This window comes from Flavobacterium ajazii, from assembly GCF_010614725.1.
GTDB classification, from domain to species: domain Bacteria; phylum Bacteroidota; class Bacteroidia; order Flavobacteriales; family Flavobacteriaceae; genus Flavobacterium; species Flavobacterium ajazii.
The window spans coordinates 220,891-245,928 of sequence record NZ_JAAEHL010000007.1; the positions used below are offsets into that span (position 1 = coordinate 220,891).

The 25,038-nt window shown below is 32.5% G+C and carries 32 protein-coding genes; 1 reads left to right on the forward strand and 31 read right to left on the reverse strand.

Going from position 1 to position 25,038, the window contains the following annotated elements; genetic code table 11:
* Position 1: 1 nt before the first annotated feature.
* The 19 genes from GWR14_RS14395 to GWR14_RS14485 all read right to left on the reverse strand — a co-directional run bounded on the left by GWR14_RS14395 (position 2) and on the right by GWR14_RS14485 (position 16,608).
* Complete coding sequence (locus GWR14_RS14395) at positions 2-5,152, reverse strand: DEAD/DEAH box helicase (RefSeq protein WP_163409776.1); 5,151 nt, start codon at positions 5,150-5,152, stop codon at positions 2-4.
* A gap of 275 nt (positions 5,153-5,427) precedes the next feature.
* Entirely contained in the window at positions 5,428-5,592 is a 165-nt protein-coding gene (locus GWR14_RS14400) for a hypothetical protein (RefSeq protein ID WP_163409605.1), read from the reverse strand.
* A gap of 15 nt (positions 5,593-5,607) precedes the next feature.
* On the reverse strand, positions 5,608-7,746 hold the full coding sequence (locus GWR14_RS14405) for an ArdC family protein (RefSeq protein ID WP_163409777.1): 2,139 nt from the start codon (positions 7,744-7,746) through the stop codon (positions 5,608-5,610).
* A 2-nt stretch (positions 7,747-7,748) separates the two neighbouring features.
* Positions 7,749-8,219 carry a hypothetical protein gene (locus tag GWR14_RS14410; protein WP_163409778.1) on the reverse strand — a complete coding sequence of 157 codons (471 nt, stop codon included), beginning with the start codon at positions 8,217-8,219 and terminating at the stop codon, positions 7,749-7,751.
* Positions 8,210-8,752, reverse strand: a complete 543-nt coding sequence (locus GWR14_RS14415; protein ID WP_163409779.1) for a hypothetical protein — start codon at positions 8,750-8,752, stop codon at positions 8,210-8,212. The genes GWR14_RS14410 and GWR14_RS14415 overlap by 10 nt, the downstream gene beginning before the upstream one ends.
* Positions 8,753-8,863: 111 nt before the next feature.
* Complete coding sequence (locus GWR14_RS14420) at positions 8,864-9,163, reverse strand: hypothetical protein (RefSeq protein WP_163409780.1); 300 nt, start codon at positions 9,161-9,163, stop codon at positions 8,864-8,866.
* A 10-nt stretch (positions 9,164-9,173) separates the two neighbouring features.
* Complete coding sequence (locus tag GWR14_RS14425; protein WP_163409781.1) at positions 9,174-9,887, reverse strand: glycoside hydrolase family 19 protein; 714 nt, start codon at positions 9,885-9,887, stop codon at positions 9,174-9,176.
* Complete coding sequence (locus GWR14_RS14430) at positions 9,887-10,030, reverse strand: hypothetical protein (protein WP_163409782.1); 144 nt, start codon at positions 10,028-10,030, stop codon at positions 9,887-9,889. Before GWR14_RS14430 ends, GWR14_RS14425 begins: the two co-directional genes overlap by 1 nt.
* Positions 10,030-10,740, reverse strand: a complete 711-nt coding sequence (locus tag GWR14_RS14435; protein ID WP_163409783.1) for a peptidoglycan-binding domain-containing protein — start codon at positions 10,738-10,740, stop codon at positions 10,030-10,032. Before GWR14_RS14435 ends, GWR14_RS14430 begins: the two co-directional genes overlap by 1 nt.
* A 2-nt stretch (positions 10,741-10,742) precedes the next feature.
* Complete coding sequence (locus GWR14_RS14440; RefSeq protein WP_163409784.1) at positions 10,743-11,165, reverse strand: hypothetical protein; 423 nt, start codon at positions 11,163-11,165, stop codon at positions 10,743-10,745.
* 2 nt (positions 11,166-11,167) lie between these two features.
* Positions 11,168-11,665 (reverse strand): hypothetical protein, encoded by a 498-nt coding sequence (locus GWR14_RS14445; RefSeq protein ID WP_163409785.1) that lies wholly within the window; start codon positions 11,663-11,665, stop codon positions 11,168-11,170.
* A gap of 212 nt (positions 11,666-11,877) precedes the next feature.
* Entirely contained in the window at positions 11,878-12,072 is a 195-nt protein-coding gene (locus GWR14_RS14450; RefSeq protein WP_163409786.1) for a hypothetical protein, read from the reverse strand.
* The gene (locus GWR14_RS14455) at positions 12,069-12,878 is read right to left on the reverse strand and encodes a hypothetical protein (protein ID WP_163409787.1); all 810 of its coding nucleotides are present in this window, start codon (positions 12,876-12,878) and stop codon (positions 12,069-12,071) included. Before GWR14_RS14455 ends, GWR14_RS14450 begins: the two co-directional genes overlap by 4 nt.
* Position 12,879: 1 nt before the next feature.
* The gene (locus GWR14_RS14460; RefSeq protein WP_163409788.1) at positions 12,880-13,179 is read right to left on the reverse strand and encodes a hypothetical protein; all 300 of its coding nucleotides are present in this window, start codon (positions 13,177-13,179) and stop codon (positions 12,880-12,882) included.
* A gap of 1 nt (position 13,180) precedes the next feature.
* Positions 13,181-13,555: a hypothetical protein gene (locus tag GWR14_RS14465; RefSeq protein ID WP_163409789.1), complete on the reverse strand. Its 375-nt coding sequence runs from the start codon at positions 13,553-13,555 to the stop codon at positions 13,181-13,183.
* A 54-nt stretch (positions 13,556-13,609) separates the two neighbouring features.
* Complete coding sequence (locus GWR14_RS14470) at positions 13,610-14,176, reverse strand: hypothetical protein (protein ID WP_163409790.1); 567 nt, start codon at positions 14,174-14,176, stop codon at positions 13,610-13,612.
* A gap of 37 nt (positions 14,177-14,213) precedes the next feature.
* Entirely contained in the window at positions 14,214-14,873 is a 660-nt protein-coding gene (locus GWR14_RS14475; RefSeq protein ID WP_163409791.1) for a hypothetical protein, read from the reverse strand.
* A gap of 11 nt (positions 14,874-14,884) precedes the next feature.
* Entirely contained in the window at positions 14,885-15,619 is a 735-nt protein-coding gene (locus tag GWR14_RS14480) for a hypothetical protein (RefSeq protein ID WP_163409792.1), read from the reverse strand.
* Positions 15,620-15,630: 11 nt separating this feature from the next.
* Positions 15,631-16,608: a transglutaminase-like domain-containing protein gene (locus GWR14_RS14485; protein ID WP_163409793.1), complete on the reverse strand. Its 978-nt coding sequence runs from the start codon at positions 16,606-16,608 to the stop codon at positions 15,631-15,633.
* Positions 16,609-16,855: 247 nt separating this feature from the next.
* Between GWR14_RS14485 and GWR14_RS14490 the strand changes: the two genes are divergently transcribed.
* Positions 16,856-17,314, forward strand: coding sequence for a hypothetical protein (locus tag GWR14_RS14490; RefSeq protein ID WP_163409794.1), 459 nt, complete (start codon positions 16,856-16,858; stop codon positions 17,312-17,314).
* Here the strand turns inward: GWR14_RS14490 and GWR14_RS14495 are convergent.
* The 12 genes from GWR14_RS14495 to GWR14_RS14550 all read right to left on the reverse strand — a co-directional run bounded on the left by GWR14_RS14495 (position 17,311) and on the right by GWR14_RS14550 (position 24,636).
* On the reverse strand, positions 17,311-17,532 hold the full coding sequence (locus tag GWR14_RS14495; RefSeq protein WP_163409795.1) for a hypothetical protein: 222 nt from the start codon (positions 17,530-17,532) through the stop codon (positions 17,311-17,313). The two genes, GWR14_RS14490 and GWR14_RS14495, sit on opposite strands and share 4 nt — an antisense overlap.
* Before the next feature lie 18 nt (positions 17,533-17,550).
* On the reverse strand, positions 17,551-17,745 hold the full coding sequence (locus GWR14_RS14500) for a hypothetical protein (protein ID WP_163409796.1): 195 nt from the start codon (positions 17,743-17,745) through the stop codon (positions 17,551-17,553).
* A gap of 10 nt (positions 17,746-17,755) precedes the next feature.
* Complete coding sequence (locus GWR14_RS14505; RefSeq protein ID WP_163409797.1) at positions 17,756-18,097, reverse strand: hypothetical protein; 342 nt, start codon at positions 18,095-18,097, stop codon at positions 17,756-17,758.
* A gap of 10 nt (positions 18,098-18,107) precedes the next feature.
* Positions 18,108-18,719 (reverse strand): ATP-binding protein, encoded by a 612-nt coding sequence (locus GWR14_RS14510; RefSeq protein ID WP_163409798.1) that lies wholly within the window; start codon positions 18,717-18,719, stop codon positions 18,108-18,110.
* Positions 18,720-18,730: 11 nt separating this feature from the next.
* Complete coding sequence (locus tag GWR14_RS14515; protein WP_163409799.1) at positions 18,731-19,510, reverse strand: transcriptional regulator; 780 nt, start codon at positions 19,508-19,510, stop codon at positions 18,731-18,733.
* Between the two features lie 14 nt (positions 19,511-19,524).
* The gene (locus GWR14_RS14520) at positions 19,525-19,812 is read right to left on the reverse strand and encodes a helix-turn-helix domain-containing protein (RefSeq protein ID WP_163409800.1); all 288 of its coding nucleotides are present in this window, start codon (positions 19,810-19,812) and stop codon (positions 19,525-19,527) included.
* Positions 19,813-19,901: 89 nt separating this feature from the next.
* Entirely contained in the window at positions 19,902-20,645 is a 744-nt protein-coding gene (locus GWR14_RS14525) for an RteC domain-containing protein (RefSeq protein WP_317165161.1), read from the reverse strand.
* Positions 20,646-20,863: 218 nt separating this feature from the next.
* The gene (locus GWR14_RS14530; RefSeq protein ID WP_163409802.1) at positions 20,864-21,745 is read right to left on the reverse strand and encodes an alpha/beta hydrolase family protein; all 882 of its coding nucleotides are present in this window, start codon (positions 21,743-21,745) and stop codon (positions 20,864-20,866) included.
* A gap of 4 nt (positions 21,746-21,749) precedes the next feature.
* The gene (locus tag GWR14_RS14535) at positions 21,750-22,664 is read right to left on the reverse strand and encodes a helix-turn-helix domain-containing protein (protein WP_163409803.1); all 915 of its coding nucleotides are present in this window, start codon (positions 22,662-22,664) and stop codon (positions 21,750-21,752) included.
* A gap of 9 nt (positions 22,665-22,673) precedes the next feature.
* Entirely contained in the window at positions 22,674-23,609 is a 936-nt protein-coding gene (locus GWR14_RS14540) for an NADP-dependent oxidoreductase (protein ID WP_223150974.1), read from the reverse strand.
* An 18-nt stretch (positions 23,610-23,627) separates the two neighbouring features.
* Positions 23,628-24,002, reverse strand: coding sequence for a DoxX family protein (locus GWR14_RS14545; protein WP_163409804.1), 375 nt, complete (start codon positions 24,000-24,002; stop codon positions 23,628-23,630).
* 34 nt (positions 24,003-24,036) lie between these two features.
* Positions 24,037-24,636: an FMN-dependent NADH-azoreductase gene (locus GWR14_RS14550; protein ID WP_163409805.1), complete on the reverse strand. Its 600-nt coding sequence runs from the start codon at positions 24,634-24,636 to the stop codon at positions 24,037-24,039.
* Positions 24,637-25,038 lie beyond the last annotated feature (402 nt).

Consider the following 25,038-nt stretch of genomic DNA (forward strand, 5'->3'; position numbering starts at 1 on the left):
GCTATTTCACTTTTCTAAAAATATCTTTTCGTCTTGTAATCAATTCCTCAATTGGCTCAGTATAATGCCAACGAATGACATCACAAGCTCCTTCATTAAGAATTTGATTGATCTTTTGATCCCGTTTTTTCACCTCATCATTATCATGAACAGAGCCATCGCAAAACACAAGTGTATTTCCAAAGCCGTTTTTATAGACAAAATCAGCACTGATGTAATAATGATCTAAATTAACTTGTGCTTTGTCAGGAAGTGTATATCCATTTTCATAAAGATATTTTATGAGTTTAAACTCCGTACTGCTATTTTTGTCGTAAGCAGTCAATAGATATTTGTATTGCTCTTCTCTGTCATTTTCATTTCCCTGAATGATTTCGACTTCACAATCCATTAAATTTTCTATAGTTTCTTTAATATCATAACGATTTAATTGTTGATGATATATTTGATTGTAATAGCTTAATAAATCCTGATAAGTCGCGTGAGGTAATTTTTTTCCTTCTTCTGTTTCCTCTCTTGTATCTGCATTAAAATGAAGTATTTCATAACTAGCTCTGAACCATTCTTTCATTTTGATTGGATCAGAAATCAATTGAGATAAGATCCCGAGAGAGCCTTCAGAAGACTCATTAATTAGAATATTAGGTTTCTCCGGATCACCCATGATATTAACAGCTATTTCGCTCTCTTCAACAAGGAATAATTTTTCTATTCCTCTTTTTAAAGCATAACTTAATGAAACCACTTGCTGAGGCGTAGTACCAATATTTCCTAAAGGTTGTATGTATAACACATCTGAAGTGTCCTTAGTGTATAACATTATCTCTCTAGTATTTTGTTCTAATTCCGGATTATTTTGAAAATTTCTTTCTTGAACCCAAACTCCATTTCTTTGGTCTATTTTAAACCCTTCGTTTTGAGATCTTCTTGCTTTTTTATTTACTTTAACAAGATTAGCCGTTTTACTGAAATAGAGCTGTAATAGTTTTTCACCTCCTTTTTTTAGTAAGACAGATTCTGTATTTTCGATACCCTGAGGGAAGTTAAAATATGACAAAATTTCATAACCAGATCTACTTCTTTCTTCCTCGATACAAGAAATTTTTTGCAGTGGAATTCCTTCACACTCTGAGAATTCAATGATATTTGAATATACACTTATTGCATCTCCTTTTAACTGACTTTTGCTAATGGGATCAATATTGGCTGCTTTAATTTCTTCGTTAAAATAGGCATAACCTGTTTTATTTGAAACCAAGATTTTCTCAGTGGCATTATCCAAATCAGAAACCATCATCCTATTAATTCTAAATTTACTACCAGAATGATAAACAGTGTTGGCAGGGCCAAATTCAGATAATGCTAAATTTCTTGGACGTGAAAGTACCTCAACGTCGTCTCTGTAACTTTTTCCTAATACAGCTCTTACCGGTAAACGTGTAAAATTATAACCAGGTAAAAAACCTTCTGCTGCTAAATATCGAAACACATAGAATTCGGAATTACTTGAATTTTGCTGTGCCTCATTTTTCAACAATGCAATTTGTTTCCTTGCAAATCGTTCTTGTTTAGAAGCCTCTTTTCTTTCTTCACTATCTGCTTTATAAGTATGATTATCCAAAATTGCTTGCGCTTTATTTCTTAAAAAACAAGCATTTTGAAACATTCTGATCCATCTCGTAAATGCATTGGAAAACTGTGAAGGGAATTTTTCAATCTTGGATTCTATCCATAGTTTGGTAAACCAATTGGTGTTTTTTAATTCAGGTAATAATGATAATGTAATTTTTTCAAACTCATCTAATAAGTTGGTTTTGTTTATTGAGCATAAATGTTCTATTCTTTCTTGGATATCTTTTTTAATGAATATTTTTTGTTCATTATTAAGATCTAAAATATCGGCTGCAGATGTTTTTAATTCAGTGATCTCTAAATTCATCAGTAGAAAAGCATTTAAATGCGAGGCTATTAATTCTTCATTAATAAGATCTATTCGCGGAGGCTGGACAGTTCCCGCAACCATTTCGGTTGAATTTTTAAAATAATTTACATCATGAGGAGACATTGTTGAACAATATGTAAATACTAATGCGGTTTGTCCTCCACGACCAGCACGACCGCTTCTTTGTGCATAATTTGCTGCATTAGGAGGCACATTTCTCATGTGTACAATATTCAGATTAGCAATATCAATACCTAACTCCATAGTAGGGGAACAAAACATAGTTGAAATTTCTCCTTTCCTAAAAGCTTCTTCTCTTTCAATTCTTTGACCAGAACTAATTTGACCTGTATGTTCTTTTGCTATTAGTTCTTTATTGATTTTTGTAAAGTCAGTTTTATATAGATTTTGAAAATAGACATTAGGTTTTAAATCTGTCAATTCGGTTTGAAAGTTGAATCGTGTATGATCTAATCTGATAGTCACTTGATCACCTTTCACCCATAATAATTGATCGGCTCTAAGTTTATAATAACTTATTTCTGGATTTCTTTTATCTTGTTCTACTGTTATGAAATTTGTATTGTGTAAAAGATTCAATAAACTTTGAATAAATACTTCATAATTTTCTCTGTTAAATTTGTCCAGTCCTTCTTCAACTAGACAACGATTTATATACTTTCCAAGATTAGAACGATGTCCCATGGAAATTATATACTTCCCTTTGGGTCTCGGAGAAGGAATTGAAACAACCATTTCAGTTGGTTTATCTAATTTCTCGTTATAATCAAGTGACCATAAAGAATCAGGATGAAGCCTATCTCTCATCAATGATTCATTATTCGCAACATCTTTGAAAAACTTATGATCCAATGCAAAATTGGTTCTAAAATAATCTAAAATATTTCTTAGAAACTGTTTTCTTTTTTCTTTAGATATACGAGTTAAATATTCAATACTTTCAAATCGATCATCTAAACTTACTAATTTATCAAGATTCTTATAATCAATTTCTAAAAGAGCTACTTGCTCTAAGTTTGGCAAGGTATAACGCCAACCTCTTTTTAAATCTTGAAATATTCTATACTTTAAATATTCTTTTAACGCTTCAATGTTTCTTTCGTCTGGAAAACTTTCATCTTTAGAAGGATACAACGCATACTGAATTTCTTTTAGATTAAGACTTTGAAATAAAGACTCTGCAATTTCGAATATTTCTAATGGTTTGCCAGAATTTTGCAAAGCATTAAATAAAGCTGCTCTTAAACGGATAGTTGCATAAAAATCATTAAAATGACCTGCTTGCAAAGAAGCATCTTGTCTGTTATCTGTGAAACTTAATAACTTTTGATCTTGAACTGATTCCGCTTGATTTGCTAAGCTTTTCACTACAGCATAAGATATTACAGATGTGGCGGTACTTCTGCCTTCAGATCCTAATCTTGATAATTTTGTGAAGTCACTGGTTTTACTGTCTTCATATACAATTTGAGCTGTAGGATCAATTCTTAATTTTGCCGGAATAAAATAACCTTTAATTGGATAATTTGGTTCAAATGAAAAATGTCCATCACTATTAAAATATATTTCATGAGGCATCAGCATTTTATAATATGGCTGTAAGTCTGTTCCCTGTTTATTTAACCATTCTGAAGGCACCAAATCCCTATAATCAAGATTCCAAAATTCTTCTCCTTCATCTAACAAAATATATCCATACTTAAAGTCTCTGATGTCTGGATTTTTTTGATTTATATCTTCTTTCTTCTTATTAACAAATTCTTTGTTTGGTATTACAGGTATTAATTCACCTTCATCTATATTTAATTCCACACAAATAAAATCATAACCTGAGTAACGAGAAAATAAAAGAGGATATAACTTTTTCTCTTTTCCTTCTATTTTTAAAAATGGTTCATCTGATGAAGCAATTGTTCTGGTGTTTCTTGGTTCAAGTGTTACTGAAATCGAACCTGTTTGTGAAATAAACTGATGGAAACGAAATGGTAAAAATGATTTTCGAGTACCTTTTATCCTATTTTCTTCGTTGATTCGCTCAGCCCATCTTAAAAGATTAATTAAACTTAATTTAATTTCTTCTTTTGCAAGCGAAGTTTCAAGGTTTATTTTTTCCGCAATTTGATCAATATTAAGTGGCTTTCCTCTTTCTAATATACCATGATTAGATTTTAGGGCAACATTTATCTCAAGCCAATTTGCTAGATCATTAATCACAAAATCATCTTCATTGCCATTTAAATCAACACCTTGTCTTACAGCGTTCGCAAGCATAAACGGATTTATCTCTTTTGCTTGTGTACAAGGTTCTAAATACTCATTGATTATATCTTTTGAATTAAATTCTTGTCCAAAAATCTGAGTTGCCACTGCAGCCACTTTTTCCTTTTTCTCTTCAGGTGATCCTTGAGAGGCCATTGTTGCAGATGTACCGATAAATATCAGTTCATTTTTAGCTAAAGCTTGAACTCTTCGATTTAATAAACTAACATCTGCACCTTGTCTTCCTCTGTATGTATGCAATTCATCATATATCAGATATTTAAGATTCTCTTTCATCGAATCTCTTAACCATTTTTCTGACTGACGCGTCATGATTAATTCTAACATCATGTAATTAGTCAAAATGATATCTGGCTGATCATTTTTAATTTTTTCTCTTATATCGCCTGCCTCTTGGCCTGTATATTGAGCAAACGAGATTGGAAAATCTTCCCCATAAGCATTTGCATATTTTTTAATTTCTTCAAATTGAGAGTTAATTAAAGCATTCATTGGATAAACCAAAATTGCTTTTACACCTTTCTTTTTTTCAGAGCCAATTTTGAATAAATCATTAAAAATTGTAGCCAAAAAAGTTAATGACTTTCCTGATCCAGTTCCAGAAGTAACCACAAATCCTTTGCCTTTAACACCCAATTCAATAGCCTCAACTTGATGTTTATATAATCTATAAGATCCTAATGCTTTAGTTAGATTTGGATGTAATACTTTTTCATTGATTAGCTCTTCGAAAGTCTTTCCTCTTTCAAATGAAGGATTAAACTGAATCAAAGGATCTGGTATAATATTTTTAATCAATGTTTCATTTTGAATATAATCTAGTATTCTTGAATCATTAATATTTATAAAAGATTGTAGATATTGCTTGTAATCATTTATTACATTGGCATGTGTAATGAATGCATCCATTGAGTTAGTTCTTGGTATTTATTTAGAAAAAATGTTAATCTGTAAAACTAAATCTTTTTTTAAGAAAAACCTATAAATTTGTTAAGAGTTTACACCATTATTAAAATGGTTAATATATGCATTTATAACATCTTAATTTTAACAAAAACAACATTTTAAGAATTAATATCGCATATCGCAATATGCAATATTAGAACTTTAGTCATGTATTAAATAATACAAAAAACCGGATCACATCTCTGCAACACGGCTTTCCCAATCAACCAAATCAAAAACTATTTCTTTGCTTTAGCTTTCACAACTTTTCCTCCTTTGACATAACGGTAACCCTTTTTCAAAGTCCCGTCTTTTTTAACACCTTCACGCTGAATTACACCACTACAAAGCTTTTTAGCTGAGATTCTTTTTTTACCTTTTGATTTTACTTTTTTTGCTACCATGATTTCTGATTTTAGTTATTTAACTTTAAATGATAATTTCTTTTTTTTGGTTTCGTTGACTACTTTCTTATAGAACATTGAATATTTTAAAGTGAGGTCATTACCTCTGTTTTTCTCCAATGTGGCAAATCGCTGTTTTGGATCTTGATGAGAGGAACAATGAATGACTGAAGTCGGATTGTGTGCCATTTTATTACCGCCGTACATCGCTCCATTTTCTTTTACTTGAGATATGAAGCACCAAATGATTTTCGGATATTTGGTCCGCAAATAATTTAATTGGTCTGCTGTGATTTTCAAATCTGTAACTGAATCCGCTATAATGACTTTAACTACTTTGCAGAATCCTTGTAATTCTTCAAAAGGATTTTCCAAATAGCCTTTTATGGCTATGTACTTTCTACCTACTTCAGTAGTATTTCTGTTGATGCTATCTACCGTGTCCTTGCTTTCAATTCCGCCTTGCTCATAATCGATATAAGCTACTGGCGTTTGCTGTTCTCCAAAAGCATTTGCAATTTGCATAGCCAACTGAGATTTTGAACTGTGCTTGTTGCCTTTTATCAAGATTAAAGCCTTATGAGGCTGTTGTTTTTGTAAAAATTTACCAATTTCTCCACCTAGAATAAATATATCTTTAGCTTCCTTCGGTGCTGAATTAGCTGAAATAAAACCAAGCTTCTCCAATTCATTAAGGCTTTTATCCTGATTGAAAACAACTGGCTTTTCTCTTCTTTTTACAACTACCGGCACAGTTCTTTTTTTCTTTGATTCAGTATTTTTACTTACTTCAATTGAGGCTGAAAGACCTGCTTTTTTAGCTTTAGAAACTTTAGGTTTTACCTTTTTCTTTCCTGGTCTTTTCGATGCTACTTTTTTAACCTCCTCTTTCACTATTACTACTTCTTCACTTTCAGTATTTCTACCTAATATGTAATTGACTGCTTTTTGAGATTGAGCTGAAGCTTTCAAGAAAAAGCGGTTATCATTTTCTAATTCGCTCACCAAAACAGTATTCCAATTTTTAAGATACTTAGCCGAGTTTTCTTTGGTCTGAAATAATATTCCAGATTCGGAACACAAAAAAACCGCTCCGAGTTCTGCAATCAATTCCTCAAAAGCGTAGGGCTTACTACCAAAAGTTCCTGTCATATCCCTGTTCAATCTTTTTTTTGCCCCAGTTGAATGTGTCAACTCATGAAAAAATGTGCAGTAATAGGAAGCTTCCTTTTTGAAAGCTTTGATATTGGGCATGTTTAGTTTATCCGTTGAAGGCTGATAATAAGCTCTATCACCAACAAATGTGTAAGTAGGCGGGTCTTTATAACCATCAATAAGACTTTGAGCCTGCTCAATTGGATTCACATTTTTATTGCCTGTTGCTTCAGGAAATTTCAATCCTGTACAATCATCTGCTCTGAAGACATTGTAATATTTAATTACTGGAATTTTGGTTAGATACTCCCTTAAATCTTCTTTGGTTAATCCATTAGCTTTTACAAACTCGGTAAACTTTTCCCTGTCCGTAGTTTTGAATTGTAAAACACCATTATCAAAGCTGAAAATCATCGTGTAATAAATCACACGTCTTGCTTTGCTGTCTTTCTTTAAACTTGCACCAGCTTCCTTAATCTGATTGAATGTTAGGTAGTAAGGCTGAATGAACTTAATCGGTACTAAATAGCCTTTCCCCTCTTTGTCAAATTTAATATCGAAATTAAGTAGGAAGTTTGCACCTGTATATTCTTTCTTGCTAACATAATTTTTAGCTGCACCATCTGAACCAGAACCGACCCAATCTTTTTGCCAAGGTAAATGCCCGACTTTCTCAATGGTGTTAATGATTAAATCTGTGATGTAACTGTAAATATCATCTGGAGAAACACCATTTAATCCACTTTCAGTATCTTCTTCAGAAATATATTCTAGTGTTGGAAGAATGATTCTTTGTTCAGCCCCGCTAAGTCCATCAGGTTCGATAAAGTCCGCTATCTCAATAGTAAAAAGCGTATCGTTGTTTTGCTTTAAAACATTGCTAATCCGATTGACAATAACTGAATGTTTCTGTTTTCTAGCTCTTGTTAAAAGGGATTTCAAAACGGAACGTTTTACAGTTTTACCGTTAAGATTATTGAATGATGATATTAAATCCATGCTTACTTTATTATTGAATACTCTTTACCTAAAACTCCCAAAATTGTTTCGGTCTGAATATCGTTTACGCTTCTTATCTGTGAAAGACTTTGCCAATTGGAAATATTCTCCAGTATTGGAATTTCTACAATTAGATCCTTCAGAACATGTTTCCCTTTGGCAGGAATGGATAAAAAGGATTTATTGACTGTGATGGTAGCAATTCGTTTGGCTGTTTTATCTTTGAGAATAATTCGTTTAACAGTCGCTATAACTCCATCAGGACTGAAATTGTCGCCTGTAGGGTTGTATATGGTAACATCCAAATTAAAGCGCACTCTTTTGAAATTAATATCGAAGTTTCTAATTCCAGTTGGTAATGCTTTTAATTTTTTCATTGTTTCTTTCCACTTATTGAGTTTGCTCATGTACCATAATGCTCCAATACTTAAAATTGCACCAGTGATTACAATATGTTTAGCTCTTATGCCCATACACTTGATTTTTTTCTAATAAAAATGACAATCTTAAACCCGATGTAGAGTATTGCTAAAATCCCCAATCCTATTAAAATCTTTTCTAATTTTGACAGTGGCTCTTTTACCAAAACAGGAATCTTTTTAACCTGGATTATTGTCTTTATTTTTTCATGTTTTACTACTGTATTTTCGTTTTGGGTTTGAGCAATTTGTGCATAAAACTCTAATTGCTTTTTAAGCTTGTCGTAAATGAGTTTATAACTATTATCTCCAGAATTTTTAGCAGTATTCAGCTTGGATAAAATTTCATCTACCTTGGCATTGACCAAACTATCAAAAACTACATTTCCTGTTTGACTTTGAGTAATCGGAGTAATCAATTTATCATCGACTGCTTTATTAATGAAGGTGTTTTTAATATTGTCTCTTTTCTGAATTTCGGTTTTAAGCAGAATATTTTCCTGTTTCATTTTTTTAGCTGAAGAACAACTTGTCAAAACCATACTGGAAATGAAAAACAAGACGATATAGTGGATTAACTTTTTCATGATTTTGATTTTTTAAAGTAGATTTTTATAACAAAAAATAGTAGTTCCGAAACTTCTACTACCTGAATCAAATCGATTTCATAATAAACACTGAGAATTGAAATAATTTTGTCAAAGGTTTTTCTTTTCATTTCCCTTGTTATTCAAACAGCCTGAACATCGTTTTTGATATTCCTGCAATTGTTCTTTAAGGTTTTTAATTTCAATTGTATTTTCATCAATAATTCGTTGCATTTCCTCAAACTTCTTATCTGTTACAATTGACATTTTAGTGTAAATCGAATCGATAGCTTCCAGCGCTGAAGCTTCCGTTTTCTTTAGTTCTGAATTTCTTGACTTCCAAGCGATATAAATTGAAATCAGGGTCGTTGAACCCAAGAAATAGTTTAGTATGGTTTCTATCGGTAACATATTTTATCCTTTATTTAGTTTTAGAACCAAAATCGAGCACCCTAGTAAAAGGATTGTAGAAGCTATAAACAGGTTTACTCTTCGATTTGACCGGTCTCGGACTCGCTTTTTTTTTTAATATCCCAAGTGTGTCAATGCTAGTGTAATAATTAAGCTGTTTGACCCTCTCGGAAAAATTGGTAAGACCTCCGTTAATTTTCTTGGTAATAGATGTAATATTGTTAGTATCGGCAATCGGATTAAGTTTGAATCTTACACTCCAAAACCAACCTGCTATATCAATTGCAATATCTGGCCGTGAAGCCAAATCAGGGTTTGCAATGACATCTACTCCAGAATAATCTTTATAGGCTTGATAATTTGCTCTACCAGTTAATTGAATTAATCCACGTCCTCTAAAACGCCAACCATCACCAACTTGCGTATTCCCTAAATTTGCCTTTCCCCATTTTCCACCATACACAATATTGGCAATGGCTTCCTGATTGGCTTTGCGTTTAGCTGTTCTTCCGTAAAGATTGGCTTGGGCAACTGAAATCTGATTTATTCCAAAAGTTTCAATCAGCCCAGCAGGAGTATAATTCAAATTTTCTGAAAATTTGATAAATCCCCCTGTCTCCTCGTGAAGTTGCGCTAAAAAATGAGCAACTCGCTTTGGAGTATTGATGGCATACTTCTTAAAAGCCTTCAAAAAAGGCGTACTATTTGATAATAAAAAATCCATTACAATTGTACTTTTTTAGGTTCAACATTGGGTTTTTCGTTTGATTTGGATTCTATTTTAGGTTTAGATTCATCACTCATTGAAGCTATAATGATTGCGCCCAACACGCCTAAACCAATCCATACACCTGTTCTTGCATTCATTATCTCCAGTCTTTAAGTCTGATTTGTTTTAAACCCTTTTGAGTGAAAAGAGCATTCTCTGTATTTCTCCCAAAATCACCATCTACCTTAACTTTTAATAAAGCTTGGAGCATTCGTACTTCCATACCTTTACTACCTTTTTTAAGAAGAATCGTTTTGTCAATTCCTGAAGCTTCCGCCACGGCTTGAATAGTTGGTAAAATCTTTCCAACAGGCTTTATTACAGTGTGATCAGGAATCCAGTAGATATCATTTAAAAAAGTTCCATCTCTTTGAGCTACATAGCGATAAGTTCCATCAGGTCTTTTGCCAACCCAAATGATTTTACCGATTTTATCGCCTTTTTTAAAAGTAGCTTTTCGAATTCCCTCACTGGTGTAATTCCCGTCTGCCATTTTCCGGGCATCGTAAGTCTTTGTTCCGTTGAAGCCTGATGCCATCACTTCCTGACCGATGCTGTATCTAAATGCATCAGCACTTCTAACAGGTGGCTCTGAAACTGTTTTCACAGGGACAATTGGAGCCGTTGCCAATGTTGGTGTTCGTATAGATTTCGGAGTCGCCACTGGTAAAGTTTCATTGCTTAAATCCGCTTCAATTTCTTGACTGATTTCATTATCATTCTTATTTTTTTGAACGAAATAATAAATGCCACCACCAATAGCAAGAGCGATACCGCCACCAATCCATATTTTATCTTCTGTGGTCATTCTTATAAGTATTTTGGATAATTTGATTTTAATAATTCATAATCGCTGTCACTTAATTCCTCTTTAAGCCAAACCTTCAAAGGATGCTTAACTGGTGTTTGCCATAATGCGAAATAGGTGTTACCCGTTAGAGTGTTGTAATATCTGCTCCCAAAGGCTTTAATTACCCATGAAAATTGCGCTTGACTAACTCCTGTGAGCGTTGTAAAAATGGTTTTTCGCTTATCTGTATTTGTAAAATTGGCTTCTTTCATAGCGTCGTAAAGTACGGTGGCTATTTCTTTTGCATTGAAGCTATTTTCTACAGTTCCTTGATTCAAATAAGCATTTCCGTTTTTATCTTTATTTGCTTGAGCTATGGCAAAAAGCAATATTCCCAATCCCGCTACACTAATCGAGATAGGCACTAATTTTGACGCTTCCATATTTAAAAAAAATTGGGAATTAAAAAGCGTAATTCCATTAGTTCATTTTGACTGAACTGGTCTCCAAACCATTCAATCAAAGTCATTTTCTTGGATAAGGGATTGATACCTTTTCTAAGTCCGAAAGCATTATGAATTCTGACAAATCCGTTCGGGTTAACTCCCATAAGATTTTGCTTTACCGATTTGAAACCATTTCCAACACCATACATTGCACTGTAAATCGCTTCGGCTTTGTTCTTTGCCATTCCTGTTGAAATATTACTTGGTCTGTCTCTTCTGTTTTCTTTCAGCGGTGAAAATCCATTAAAAATCTTCTTATAAGCAAAGTAAACCACACCCAAAAAAAGTCCCATTTTCAAGACTCCTTTAACTATTGATACAGTAGCATTAACTCCTGCACTTGTATTTTCTAGGGTCGTTGCAATCGCTTTTTGTCCTTGTGGAGAAGAAGCTACTGCGGAAATTACTGCGGGATTATGTAAACCTTGTCTTTTCATGCTCGTTTCTTGGCTGTAGTATTGCTCCCAATTTCATTTTTACTCCGAAAATTTCATTTTGAGACTTCTAAAGGGTTGTCCCAGTAGTTGGCTCAACTTACTCTTATTATTTCATCTTTACTTTCTTAACTTGGAGCAATGCCTACACCTGTGTTTTTTTATTGTTTCGCCCGCTTGTAAATGGAGCATACAAAACGGGCTACTCCAACTTTCTACATTATGAACTCTTTGATTGTTTGCCAGCTCTGCGGATCGGTAACCATTGCAATGGCTTTTTTGGATTTCTTCAGCTCCACCAATTTTTCTAAAACCTCATTATCCAATTCCGATAATTCCTGAACTAGCTTAGTTTTCTTTTGCAATTTGAAAGGATTGGACTCCTTTGTTTTTATACTTATTGTACTCATACTAACATTTGATGCTTTTGTAATAACCCGAATAGTTCCTGTGAAAAAATATTGTTTTCGGTTTTTTCATTGATTTTCTGATAAATAACTGATAACAATGCTATGGTGTCATCGTCAAGAGTTCGGACGATATTCAAGAAAGCTTTTTTAGCATCCGAATAATTTTCATCTTCCAAATCTTCAGGCGAAGCCATTGCCAAACCGCCACTTTCAACCGGAACATTAAACCCTAATCCCTTTAAAATAATTGGAGCTTGTTTGACTACTCCTAAAAGCATGTTGTTCAAACTATCGTTACTTTCTTTGGTATATTTTCTTTGCAATTTTTCCTCTGTGAGTTCTTCGTTTTTAGCTTTAAGTTCCCGATTGTATTTTTCAGATTCTTCTAATTTTTTAGCCAGTTCATCTCGATCACGAGCTTGTAATTTCAAGTCGAAGATGTCTGCAATTCCTAAACCCATAAGACCTGCATTTTTTTTCTTTTTCTTCTTCTTTTTTGAAGCTGGCATTGGCTCTTCTTCTTTATCTCTCGATTTAGATTGAATCTCACCAAAAGTCACATCAAAAGGGTCGCCTTCAATTTTGAAAGCATTTATTCCATTTTTACGCTTCTCCTGAATGGTAAGTTTGGTAAAACCATCACCGTAGAGTTTTTCAAAGAATTCTTCACTTGTACCATAATCATTTTTTATTTGCTCATGGGTAATATTGCGAAAAATTGGCTTTGAAGTAGTCCTGTCATAAACCGTTACAGCGCAAAATTTATCGCTTGCCAGTTTATCCATCAAATCATCTAATTGCTCCATTTTAAATTAGTTTTTTGTAGATAAGTAAAATCCTGTTTCGTTCCATATCGCTGGTAATTCCCTTAACCAATCTTGGATCAAAAGTTGATTCGCTTGTCACATAATTGACTTCTAACTTTACCCTTGAAAAAGTGCCATCGGGTGGAATTAATATTTGCTTCTGGGTTGGATAAATAGTAACACCGTTGATAATTGCAATTGTAGTTCCTGTGTTTACAACCGAAAGGCAGGTAACTCCCTCTAAAACGGGAATTTGTTCTTCCCTAAACTCTCTTGTTATAAAAGCAGATTCTACAAACATGTTATACTTTGTTAATGTTATTGTTATATAAAAACACTACATGAAATTTTAATGGGACATCACTTTTTAATGGTTCGTCCAAAGCAAAAATGAGTGAATAATCTTTGTTCCCTGTATCGAAATTCAAAGGCTTAAAACTCTTTTCGTATTCGCCACCATTTGATTGTCTCCAATTATCAATATGAACCGAAGGAATAATAGCAATACTGTTATCGTCTTTCATTTCAATAGATGTCATTGCACTGATTTTTTTTTCAACTCCATTAGTGTACACTGCAACACCAGTTGTAAAACCAATAGGAAGCTTAAAATTCTCAGATGTATTACTTTCTCCTGGCTTAATAATTGCCTTTACTACATGTTGAATTTGTCGCATACTTTTTAAGATTTAAAAGCCTCAATTGTTATAACTTCGGCTTTTTTGGTTCTCTTACTTTTTAGCCTCAGTTACTCTAAACTCTAGTCTTAGAAACATTCCAGAACCTTCTTTTGAAATAGGAACTGTAACACCTTTTGGAAATTCTAATTCTAATTTAAACTCTTCTTTTGCTCTTAAAAGAGGGGTTGTTGCAATAGGTCGGTAATCCTCGTTTTTGAAGTTTTGAACATCGGTAAGTGGCAAATCAATAAGCATGTCATTGGTTTGAATCAGCCTTAAATCTGCGTTTTGTAATTCCGCTGGAAGTGTGTCTCTACTTTGCCAGTCAGCACTTTCAATTTTTAGTCCTTTTGTAGTGAACTGAACTCGGATTGCGTCAATAACAACATCTCTTCCTGAGTTAAGTAGGTTCCCATCAAAATTGGTAATCCCAACAACTTTTTTAGTATTGGCATCAACAAGTTCATTAATACCACTCATACCATCAACTTTTACATTGAGGTAATAGGTCTTATCTACCAATTTTGTAGCTTGAGGTCTCACAACTTGACTCGTTTGACGTTGTCTTGCTCCTAAAACTTTAATTGCTCTTTGCAATTGTGGATTTCTATTTTCCATTTTTTTTTATGAATTAAATTTTACTTTTTCTTTTGGTTTACAGAATATAATTCCCATTTTCATCGATATATGCACCTAAGCCATCATCTTCATACGTTCCTAAACCGTCATCTTCATAACCGCTTAAACCATCTTCAACATAGTTTCCATTTACATCAATGTAACCGCCTAAGCCATCTTCATGATAGTTTCCTGCATTATCAAAAAACCCGTTTAAGCCTTCTTCTTCATAAGCACCCAAGCCATCGCCACCATCATAAGCATTTAAACCATTTTCTACATAGTTCCCATTGATATCTATGTAACCTCCTAAACCATCTTCGTGATAATTACCGTAAGCATCGATATAGCCACTTAGACCATTAACTGCTCCTGATAGACCTGCGGTTTTTTGCATAAATCTTCCGATTGTTGTTTCAGGGTTTAGCTTAGCGACAATTTTCTCAGACGAAAAAATATTTTTTACTAATTCCAGACCATGAGCAATGGAAACTCCGATTGCCGAACCTCTCAAAAGTGAACTTTTGGTATCACTCCCGTTTACTTTTACCGCTAAAAATCCAGCACCAATAGCAACCGCTCCATTAACAACACCTTTTACCGTGTTGGAGGATGTCTCGGTCATAGTGCCTGTAAGACCTCTTGAAAGAGCTCCTACAACAACGGCAGAACTGATTGTTATTAATTCTTGTTTCATTTCTATGTTTATTAATTACTTTTTGAACTTGTTGCTAAAAGAATGGCTCCCACAGCGCCTAAACCAATAACAATTGGAATTGTATAATTAGGCTTGTCTGCGGTTGAAGCTCCACTTTCGAGTTGTGCTGTTTCCTTTTGTACTTGGGCTTCTTCCTTTAAATTTTGCACAGGAATATCCTTTACTTTGGAAATTGTTTCAAGTTGTGCATCATTTGGAACTGCCTCACCAGTTTCCGTTGTGCCAGTAGTTAAGGATTCCGCCGGAACTCCTTTTACTTCTGCAATGGTTTCCAATTGAGCAGGCGTAGGAGTCGCATTTGGCATTACTTCTGCTGGTTCGGCAGTTTCAAATGACTGTGGATCACTGATGGTTTGTGGTTGATTACTAATTTTGGAAATAGCATTATTAACCGTAGGTTTTACAATATTGTTTAGTGCAAACTGTCCAACTTTTGTCCCTGCAATTTTTTTGACTTTCATTGCAATTTTTCCAATCTTACCTGCTTTTGCTGCAATTTTGGCCAGTTTACCCGCTTTGGCAATCTTTGAAGCAACTCCAATAGGGGCTGTAGCAGGGAAAAAGCTCATTGCTGTTGTGGCAATCGGAACTACCGCTTTACCAACTTTAACAGCATTTTTAATACTAACATTTTTTAGGCGGACATTTTTTTTGAGCATTTTACCGATTTTAAGCCCTCGGTTTAATCCAGCATTTAATCCTGTTTGTTCTTCTAATATTATCATAATCAAATTATTTAAAATGGAAATCTTCTACGGGATTCAGTTGTCTTTTTTACTACACCTTTAAGTCCTCTTTTACTGCCATAAATACTATTGCTTTTGACATAGATATTATAAGCACCGCCTTCACTTGTTGATTTATGAGCAATTGCATCATTACCTAATGATTCTAGCATATTCTTTGCTTGTTCAGCACTTCTAGCAAAATCATATAACTCATAAGCTTTTTTGCAGGGTTTTTTGGTTACATACCAACCGCTCTTTTTGGGAGCAGGGCAATTCAATCCTATGTGTGGTAATTTCTGATCCATAAAAACATCTTTTTTATCCGTATAACTTGGTTCTTTATTACTCTGTATTGTGCCATCAATAATGCAATGACCTTTATCTAACTTTCCGCTTATTTGATTAAAAGGCACAACCACATAAACATGGGTGAATTGCTTTGGATTAAATTTTGGCTGTTTTATTTGCCTGATGTAATGCTTGATTCCTAAATTCATTAAGACAGAACTGGCGAAAATCGAATAGCTTTTACAATCAATTCCTTCTCTCCGGTTAAACCAACTGTTAGCAGGGCTTCTTAAATTCTGTGTTATCCCATCAGCTTGATACTGGATATCGTAATACAAGAAATAATGAATCTTATCGCAGGTCTCCTGAATCGTTTTTCCTTTTAGGATTTGTGATAATTTAGCCACCTGCTTGTAGAAAGTTTCTATCCACACTTTCATCATCGAAACCGAATAAAACGTATCTCCTTTTTTGAGTTTTACCTTTTGTCCTTTGGGCTTTTCGATTAGATGATTAAACTCATCGCCACTTTTTATCCTTCGCTTTAGAATTAAGTTGATTTCATCTTTAGTCATTTTCATTTCATAACTTTCATGAGCAAATTTTTGAAATAAAAAAAACTCGTCTTGAAGTATGGCGAGGTATAGTGAAGTATTGAAACGGTTTTTCAGGTATTCAAAAGTATTATCAGGTATCATTGCAATTCTATTGCAATGTTATAGTGAACCAATTGCTTTTAAACAAATGGAAAAATTAGATAAGGAATGAATAATTTGAATTAAATTATTATATTTGTCTCAGGTGTTTTTGGTATGCCTGCTCGTTCGTGCAAAGATTTTATCAACCAATAACTAGATAATATAAACCTTCAAGGCTTATTATCCGACAATAGTATACGAACGCAAAACTCAGGATAATAATCTTTGAAATAAAAGGATTTATATTATGATACCTATTGATTACTTCAAACTTCAAGCAAAAAATCTACACAAAGATTTTAAAACAAAAAGTCCTGTTTTGGACAAAACCACTACTGCTTTTCTATACGAATACACATCAAAGTATTTTGATATAGAAATGATTATTGCGGACTTTGACATTGATGAAGACAATTTCAGTCTTATGAATGCTCAGCATGTCATTGCAAAAATTGCAAACTTTGATAAATGGGCTGATCTATTAAAAGCATCGCCAGCTGAATTGGAGCTTGCAAAATTAATGTTTGACTATCAAAACAAAGTTGATAAGGTTGGGTGGTATTTTTATATTCAAAATGCACAATCAATGAATGTAGTCGAGCTTGATACAGAAATTCAAGTTGACATTTTTAAACAAATGGTTATCGAAGAAAACATTTTTGATGATGTGGAAATAGAAAGCTATTTATTGAAGCATAAATATTAGTCATCAAGATAATATCCTTTTGGCAATCCATAAGTTTCCACAAACTCCATGAACTCCAAATGGGGAATTATTTTTGTGTCTTTGGAAATGTTCTTTTCCTTTAGGATTTCATTAATTTGATTTCTAATTTTAGTTTCACTGAACTGATTGCAATACATTGCAATCAGTTCTGCTTTGGTTACAGAATGCGGAAGCGGTTTTTTATTTTTTTTACTCATTTGTAGCTACTTTGCAGGTTAAATTTCTTTTCTCAAATCATTTATTCTGAATAAGATTCTGAAAACCTTATCCTCCAGATACTTCAGGATTCTGTTTTTACCTTTGAAGATAAAATCTAAAAATTGCAATGGAGCGGTTATAATGATTGAAAAACATATCACTAGTGCCAATAAATTCAGGCAAACTATTTTTAAGCGGTTTTTTACTTTCATAATTTTTGGTTTAAATATTGACAAGTCTTTCGTAAATTATATCAGAAATCGATTGCATTACTATTCCCTGTTCTTGCGTTCGTTCTTTTCTTTCCCATTGGCAACAGTAGAGTAGAATAACTGATTGTGTTGGTGTTAAGCTTATATTTGAATCTACTTTTTTGCTTTCAATTTTTGTTCTAAAAATGTAGAACATACTTTGCAGGGTGTCAATGACAATTATATCATTGCAATACTTTTCATAATCCTTGCAATGATGAATATTATCAACCTTGTTTCGGATGAATTTTAGCAATTCAGATTGTATTATCTCAAGATCAATTTTCTTGATTTTCTTTAATGTAATTTTCATATTTTTTTTGTTAGCGTTTGTCTACTGTATTTTTATCAAATGCAATAAGGTTCAGCATCCCTCTTAATCTTGACCTGATTCGATTACCATAAGCTGTTTCTATTTCTGAAGCCGAGAGGTTGGTTGTTAAATGCGTTTGTACTTTTCTTGTAATAAATAGATCATATCTCGAAAGGATGATTTCAGCCATTACGTTACACTCATTGCCATAATATTTTAAGTTTTGCTCAACTCCTAAATCATCGAAACAATAATTCTTATACTCCGTTTGAGAATAACTTCCACGACTGTAGCGGTGTATTATTTCATATCCATCTTTGATAAATTCAAAACTTATATCTCTGCAAGTCTTCAGGTAAAATCTGTTGTTTTGTTTGGCAACATATTTCATCAAAGTCATTAAAGTTGTTTTACCACAACCTACAGGCCCTGATAATAAAATTCCTTTCGTTAAATCGATACCAAACTCATTCGTTTTTGTTTCATCCTTCAAAAAGTAAGCTATAAGCTTAATGATGTTAAGTGTGTCCTGTTGAGCAAAATGAAACTTTTCTCCATAGTCTTGTTTACCTTTCTCTTCCAACCAAGCTAGAATTTCCGGATAGTTGTATTGTAAATTCATAGTTGATTCTCTTACAATGGTTCTGCATAGTCTTTGTCTTCTTGGATGTGTAAATTATTGGCCTTTGAATGTTCTTTAATTTGCGGTGAATTGATTGAAAATTTAGAAGTCGTGAGCATCCAGTTTCTAGCAGCTGCATTCCAGTCCTTCATTTTGGTTTTTCCACCAATTAGCCAACCATTACTCGTATAATAATTAAAAAATCGCTCTGCTTCAAGCTCAGGATAATCTTGATATTTGAAATAATCCTTCACCAAATCCAAACTCGGACTTTCTTTTTTTTTCGCGGAACTTTTTTTTTCTTTTTCATCAATTTCTAAAAAATCTTCTTCAATTGAACTTTCTAAATTGCTTTCAATAGATATGTTTTTATTGTTTTTAAATGTTTGTTTATTATTATATATATGCGGTTCAATAGCCTGTTCAGTAACCTGACCATTAGCTTGTTCACTTATTGGTTTTGTTAGTCCATTCATTGAACTACTTTGAGGCTTTTTCCCATCAGAAAGATTATGCATTATTACTTCTGTGCCGTGATAAGGATTATAGGACGGTAAGTATTCTATAAAACCGAGCAATTGCAATTCCTTAATACACTTGTGATAGGTTGCCTTTGAAGCAATTCTACTGGCTTTCATCATTTCATCCCTAGAAATTGTAATCGGGTTTTTAAACCGATTTACATTCCAGCTTTGAAACAATGCCAAATACAAACTAATGTGAGTTGGGTAAATGATTTCTTCATTGGAAATGCAATTGAAAAAACCTGTCAAGTGCTTAATGTAATTCATTCGCTAAGATTACATTACTTGAAAAGAGCTGTGACCTTTTTTTGTGTATTACCGTTCAGAACTTTTTCAATATCTGAATAGTTGTAATACATTATACCTCCAATCTTGGTAAAAGTAAGTGTACCATTGATTCGAAGGTTCTGTAGTGTTCCTGGGGAAATGTTAAGCAACTTTCTAACTTCATTGGATTTGAGCCATTGCTTTATTTGTTGAGATTGAGGTTGAATGATTTGTTTTAAATCATTCAAAAGAAGACTTCTGAATTCGTTTAAGTCTTCACGTGTAATTACTTCGATTGCCATAACGTATATTTTAGATTGTTATGGAACAAATTTGTAGTATTTGAATTGTTTTATTTCACAACGGAGATTATGCTGTGAACGAATTTTAATTAAACTATATCATCTGCATTGTCCATTCTTTTTAAAAGAGTTTCATTTAAAGATGTAATGAATTTTGTTCTTTCGCTCTTTCTAGCTCTTATTTCAAGGAATGCACGACGATACTGCCCTAAATCAACCTCAAAAATGTGTTCGAAATACTCGGCAATATCTTTTAAATCTAAAGCACCATTATTAAAAACTCCTTCTGAATGCAATGCATACAATAATTCAATCAATGCTACTTTTGAGCCTGTCCACATCAATTTGATGTTCGGTTTGCGTTGTGATTTTTCACCACTATCTTTATTTTCAATCATAACTAATTGATTTTCTAAGTATAATTGAATTAAGTCGTTTGCTAGAATTTGGGCTACTTTAAAGTCATGTGAAGTACTAAACGTTATGTCGGTTTCAAAATAATAATTATCAAGCGCAAGTTTAATGTCAAACTTACCTCTTTGAAAGTATTTATAATCAAGGTAAGTGCTTCCTGATCTGTAATACTGATAGAATTCTAATTCGTTGTCGAAGAATGACTTTAACTTTAAAAGCTCGTTATGGTAATATTTTTTCAAAATTCTATTTCCTCCATTAGGTCTTTTCATTTCAATCTTATAAATCATATTAAAATAAATAAGCTTTGAAGTGAATTGGGGTTTTATTTCTTTGAAAAAAAGAATTTCTTCTGTATCTGTTTTAAAAGAACTTTTAGAAATATTTTTTTTAATTGTATTTATTGATTTTAAAATCATGTCAATTGCATTTTCACATTTTTTGATTTGATTGTCGATTTCTAAATCAATAAAATTTAATTGCTCATTAAGTTCAACTAACTTGTTAAGAACTTTATTATTCAAAATAACTAAAAAAATATAGATTATTATAAGCAGAGTATATAAAGTAAAATGCAATAATTACTATTATAACAGTTAAAATCTCAATACAATTTTCATTGATGATTTTGTGTATTTTATTTTTCATCTATCAAAAGCATTTCGTTCAATCTATTTAATACTTCAATCCAAACAGAGTTTTTCATATTCTTTTTGAAAAAGCCAAAATGACCAATTTGATCTACACCGATTTGATTTGGATTAAAAATTGTGTAAACAATCTCTTCATCACTAATAATGTTTCTCCAAAAATTAGTCACATTTTTTCTCGTAGAAATCTCATCATCTGTAGTTAAAAAAACATGAATTGGAAATTTAATTCTTTTGAAATTTTCTGTAAAAACTGATTTCCCATTAAATTTCTTATCAAAAAAGTAATCTTTTTTTTCTAGCCAATTTCTCCATTCATATACAACGTTTTTTGGTAAGTCCTCCATAAATCCAAAAGATTTTGCTTTTACATATCCTGTAAAAAAAATACTTATTGGAGAAAATAAATAAAAAAAGAAATATGCCTTGATTCTATATTTTAAGGGCATGTATGAATAATAACCCGAAGAAACAGCAAAATTTACAACTCCTTTTATATTTTCCAAACTCTGGATAAAACCAATTTGTTGACCACCAACACTATGTCCCACAATAAAAAAAGGTAACATGATAAATCTTGTTTCTAAGTATTTTTTTATAGCAGTCATATCTTTTAATCCATAATCGGAATAAGAAAAATTCACTAATTTTAAATCCATTAGTTTGGATTCTCCAATTCCTCTATAATCCCAAAGGCAACATAAATAATTATTTTCAACAAGAAAATTAACAAAAGGAAAGTAAAATTCTTTCCTAATACCTGTACCACAATTAAATTGAATAACAGCTTTGGGATTTTGAGGTTTCACAATTAAACCTTTTAAAATAGTGCCATCATCACACTTTACCTCAAAACTTTCTTTTTCCATAAAATCAGTTAAATGTTTCTCTAAACTCTAACGGTGAAAGATTAGTTTTAGATTTAAAAAATTTATTGAAAGATTGAGGAAATTCAAATCCTAATTCATACGCAATTTCGCTTACTGTTAAGTCAGTGGTTGATAGCTTTTCTTTTGCTTTTTCAATGACCTTGTCTTGTATATGGTGTTGGGTACTTTTACCAGTAAGATTTTTTAATAACCCACTTAAATAACTTTGTGAGATTTTCAAGTTTTCGGCAAGGTATTCTACTTTAGGAAGCCCTTTGGTCAATATTTCTTCACTATCAAAATATTTATTCAGTAAAATTTCTAATTGGTCAAGGATTTTGTGATTTGAGATCTTTCTTGTGATGAATTGTCTTTGATAAAATCTTTCGGAATAATTCAAAAGCGATTCAATATGAGAAATAATAATTCCTTGAGTGAATTTGTCAATATTGGTACGATACTCTTCGTCAATATTTTTAACTAATGAATTAATCAACATTTCTTCCTTTTCAGAAAGAAATAATGCTTCATTTACAGAGTAATTAAAATATTCATATTGCTTTATGGCTTTGGTTAAAGGTGTGTTCCAAAGAAAATCAGGATGGATGTATAAAATCCATCCTTCTCTATTTTCATCATCTGATTCTTTACTTTCAAGTTTAATAACTTGCTTGGGTGCTGTAAAAATCATTACACCTTCATCAAAATCGTAAACCTGCTGGCCATATTTAAAATTGAAATTCACCCCCTTTTTTATAGCAATGGAATAGCAATCACAGATAATACTACCAGTCCCTGCTGGTATATTAACTTTTGAATAATCAATAACACTTACAAGGGGATGCTTGGGTTTTTCTAAATTACAAAAACGGTGTAATTCAGTTATGCTTTTAATGTGATGAATTTTTGTATTACTCATAATGCAAATTTAAAAAACTATTACAGTTCTACCTTTTACGCCTTTGCCATTTTCAATTTTTATAAGCTCATCAATGGTATTTTCAAAATTTATTTCTTTGCCTATTCTTGGTTTTAATTTGCCTTTTTCAACAAGTTCGGCAATATCAGCAAGGTGTTTCATACCTGCTGTGGCAAAGGTAAATTTATATTTGGGCTTAAATAAGCCAGTAAGCATTGATTTAGGTGTAGGATTTATATCCACAAATTTGCCATTTGGTTTTAACATTGAAAAGCCGTCTGTTTGTTTCATTAAACCTGCTGTGTCAAACACCACATCAAATAGCTCTGACTTTTTCCAATAATTTGGCTCGTTGTAATCAAATATTTTATCTACACCTATTTTTTTTGCTTCTTCAGTTTCAGTTTTTGAACAAGTACCTGCTACCCAAGCTCCCTTTTCTTTTGCTAACTGTACTGCCAATGAGCCAACAGCACCAGTACAACCATTTATGAGCACTCTTGTATTTTTATGTACTTTAGTTTTTAAAAACAATGCTGCCCAAGCTACAGTTGCACCAATTGGCAAACAAGATGCCTCTGAAAATGAAATATTAGTTGGCTTTTTTGCAATAAATTTTGATTGAGTAATCAGTTTTGAAGCAAATGCTCCAGGTTTTTTTACATCCATAGTGCCAAAAACTTCATCACCTACTTTAATATTTTGCACATTAGCACCTACGGCTTCAACAATACCTGCAAAATCATTTCCTATTCCTTTGGGAAATTTTTTTCCCATAATTAGTTTCATATCTCCTCTCCGTTGTTTCCAATCCAATGGGTTAATAGCTGCTGCTTTTACACTTATTTGTACTTCATCTGCTTTTAACTGTGGTAGTCCATACTCGCCTATGTACATTTCTGATGCACTTCCATAGTTGCTAAACTGTATTCTATTTACTTTCATAATTTCTTTTTTAAATTATTACTTAATCATTGGTTTGTATTTATCCGCATTGGTTACTATAGCCCAAACTACTACAGCAAATAATATATACGCTACCATACCGCCAACAGCATCATAAGCCAAGTGATGGCAAACAATACCAACTAAAACAGGCAATAGAACAATGGCTCCTAAAGCTCTTGATTTAGGAAATACTAAAAGTACACCGCCAATAATTTCAACTATACCTGTTAAAGGTAAAATCCATTTCACACTCATTATTGAACCAAATGCTTTAGTTAGTTCTTCGGACATTTGAGGCAGTGGCATATAATGGAAAAACTTATTGAAGCCAGAATTGGCTAACATTAGACCTGTTAGGATATATAATCCTGTTAAAATTTTTTTACTCATTTTTTTTAAATTTATTTATTAATTAGAAAATTGGTTAACTTATATGAATACTTTGCACTGCATTTGAAAATGCTGTTTCACTAATGCCCGGAATTGATAAACCCTCGACTCTAAATGTTGTAATATCAGAAAGACCAATAAAACCTAAAATAGTTTTTAGATATGGCTCGGTAAAATCGTGGGATTTTCTTGGACCTTGTGAATAAATACCGCCTGATGAAATTGATAAGTAAACTTTCTTGCCCGAAAGCAATCCAACAGGACCTTCGGCTGTATATCGAAAAGTTTTTTGAGCTCTAACTATTAAATCAATCCAAGATTTTAAGATTGATGGGATAGTTAGATTATAGATAGGGACTGCAATTACAATAAAATCTGCTTGTTGGATTTCATCAATAAGTTTGTCAGAAATTTTGATAATATCCTCTTTTATTAGAGCATCTATTTCCTGACTATTGGAAAACGCCCCAAAGTGCTGGTCAGAAAAGTGAGGCAGAATGTCAATTGCAAGGTCTCTAACCGTTAAAATACCAGTAGGATATTTTTTTCGTATTTCCTCTACGATAACATCAGACAATTTTGTGCTTGATGATTTTTTGCCATTTAGGCTTGACTTAATTTGTAGTATATTCATTTTTATTAAAATTATACTACAAAGGTCTTAACCTTAAATGACGTTGAAGTAGCTCAATCTACTTTTATTGTATCTAAATTCGGAATAATTTAAAAGCCTCTTAACCGTAAATAGTAAGAGGCTTTTAAAATTTCAATATTGCAAAATAATATTTTATGGTTCAATTGCAATAATTGGTTAATCAATTATCCATAGCCAACTGCCATCAGTCTGTTTCTTTGAAACTTCTACTGTTACCATAATTCCTGAAACTTTCGTTGATGTTAGTGCAATGTTATCATTAATTATTTTAGGCCTATTTGTAAATTTTCAAATTTAGGTTTACTGGCAATAACTTGCTCATAAAAAGGTCGCATTTGTTCTTTACCACGTAATAACACTTTCCTTCTTCAAGTGCAACTA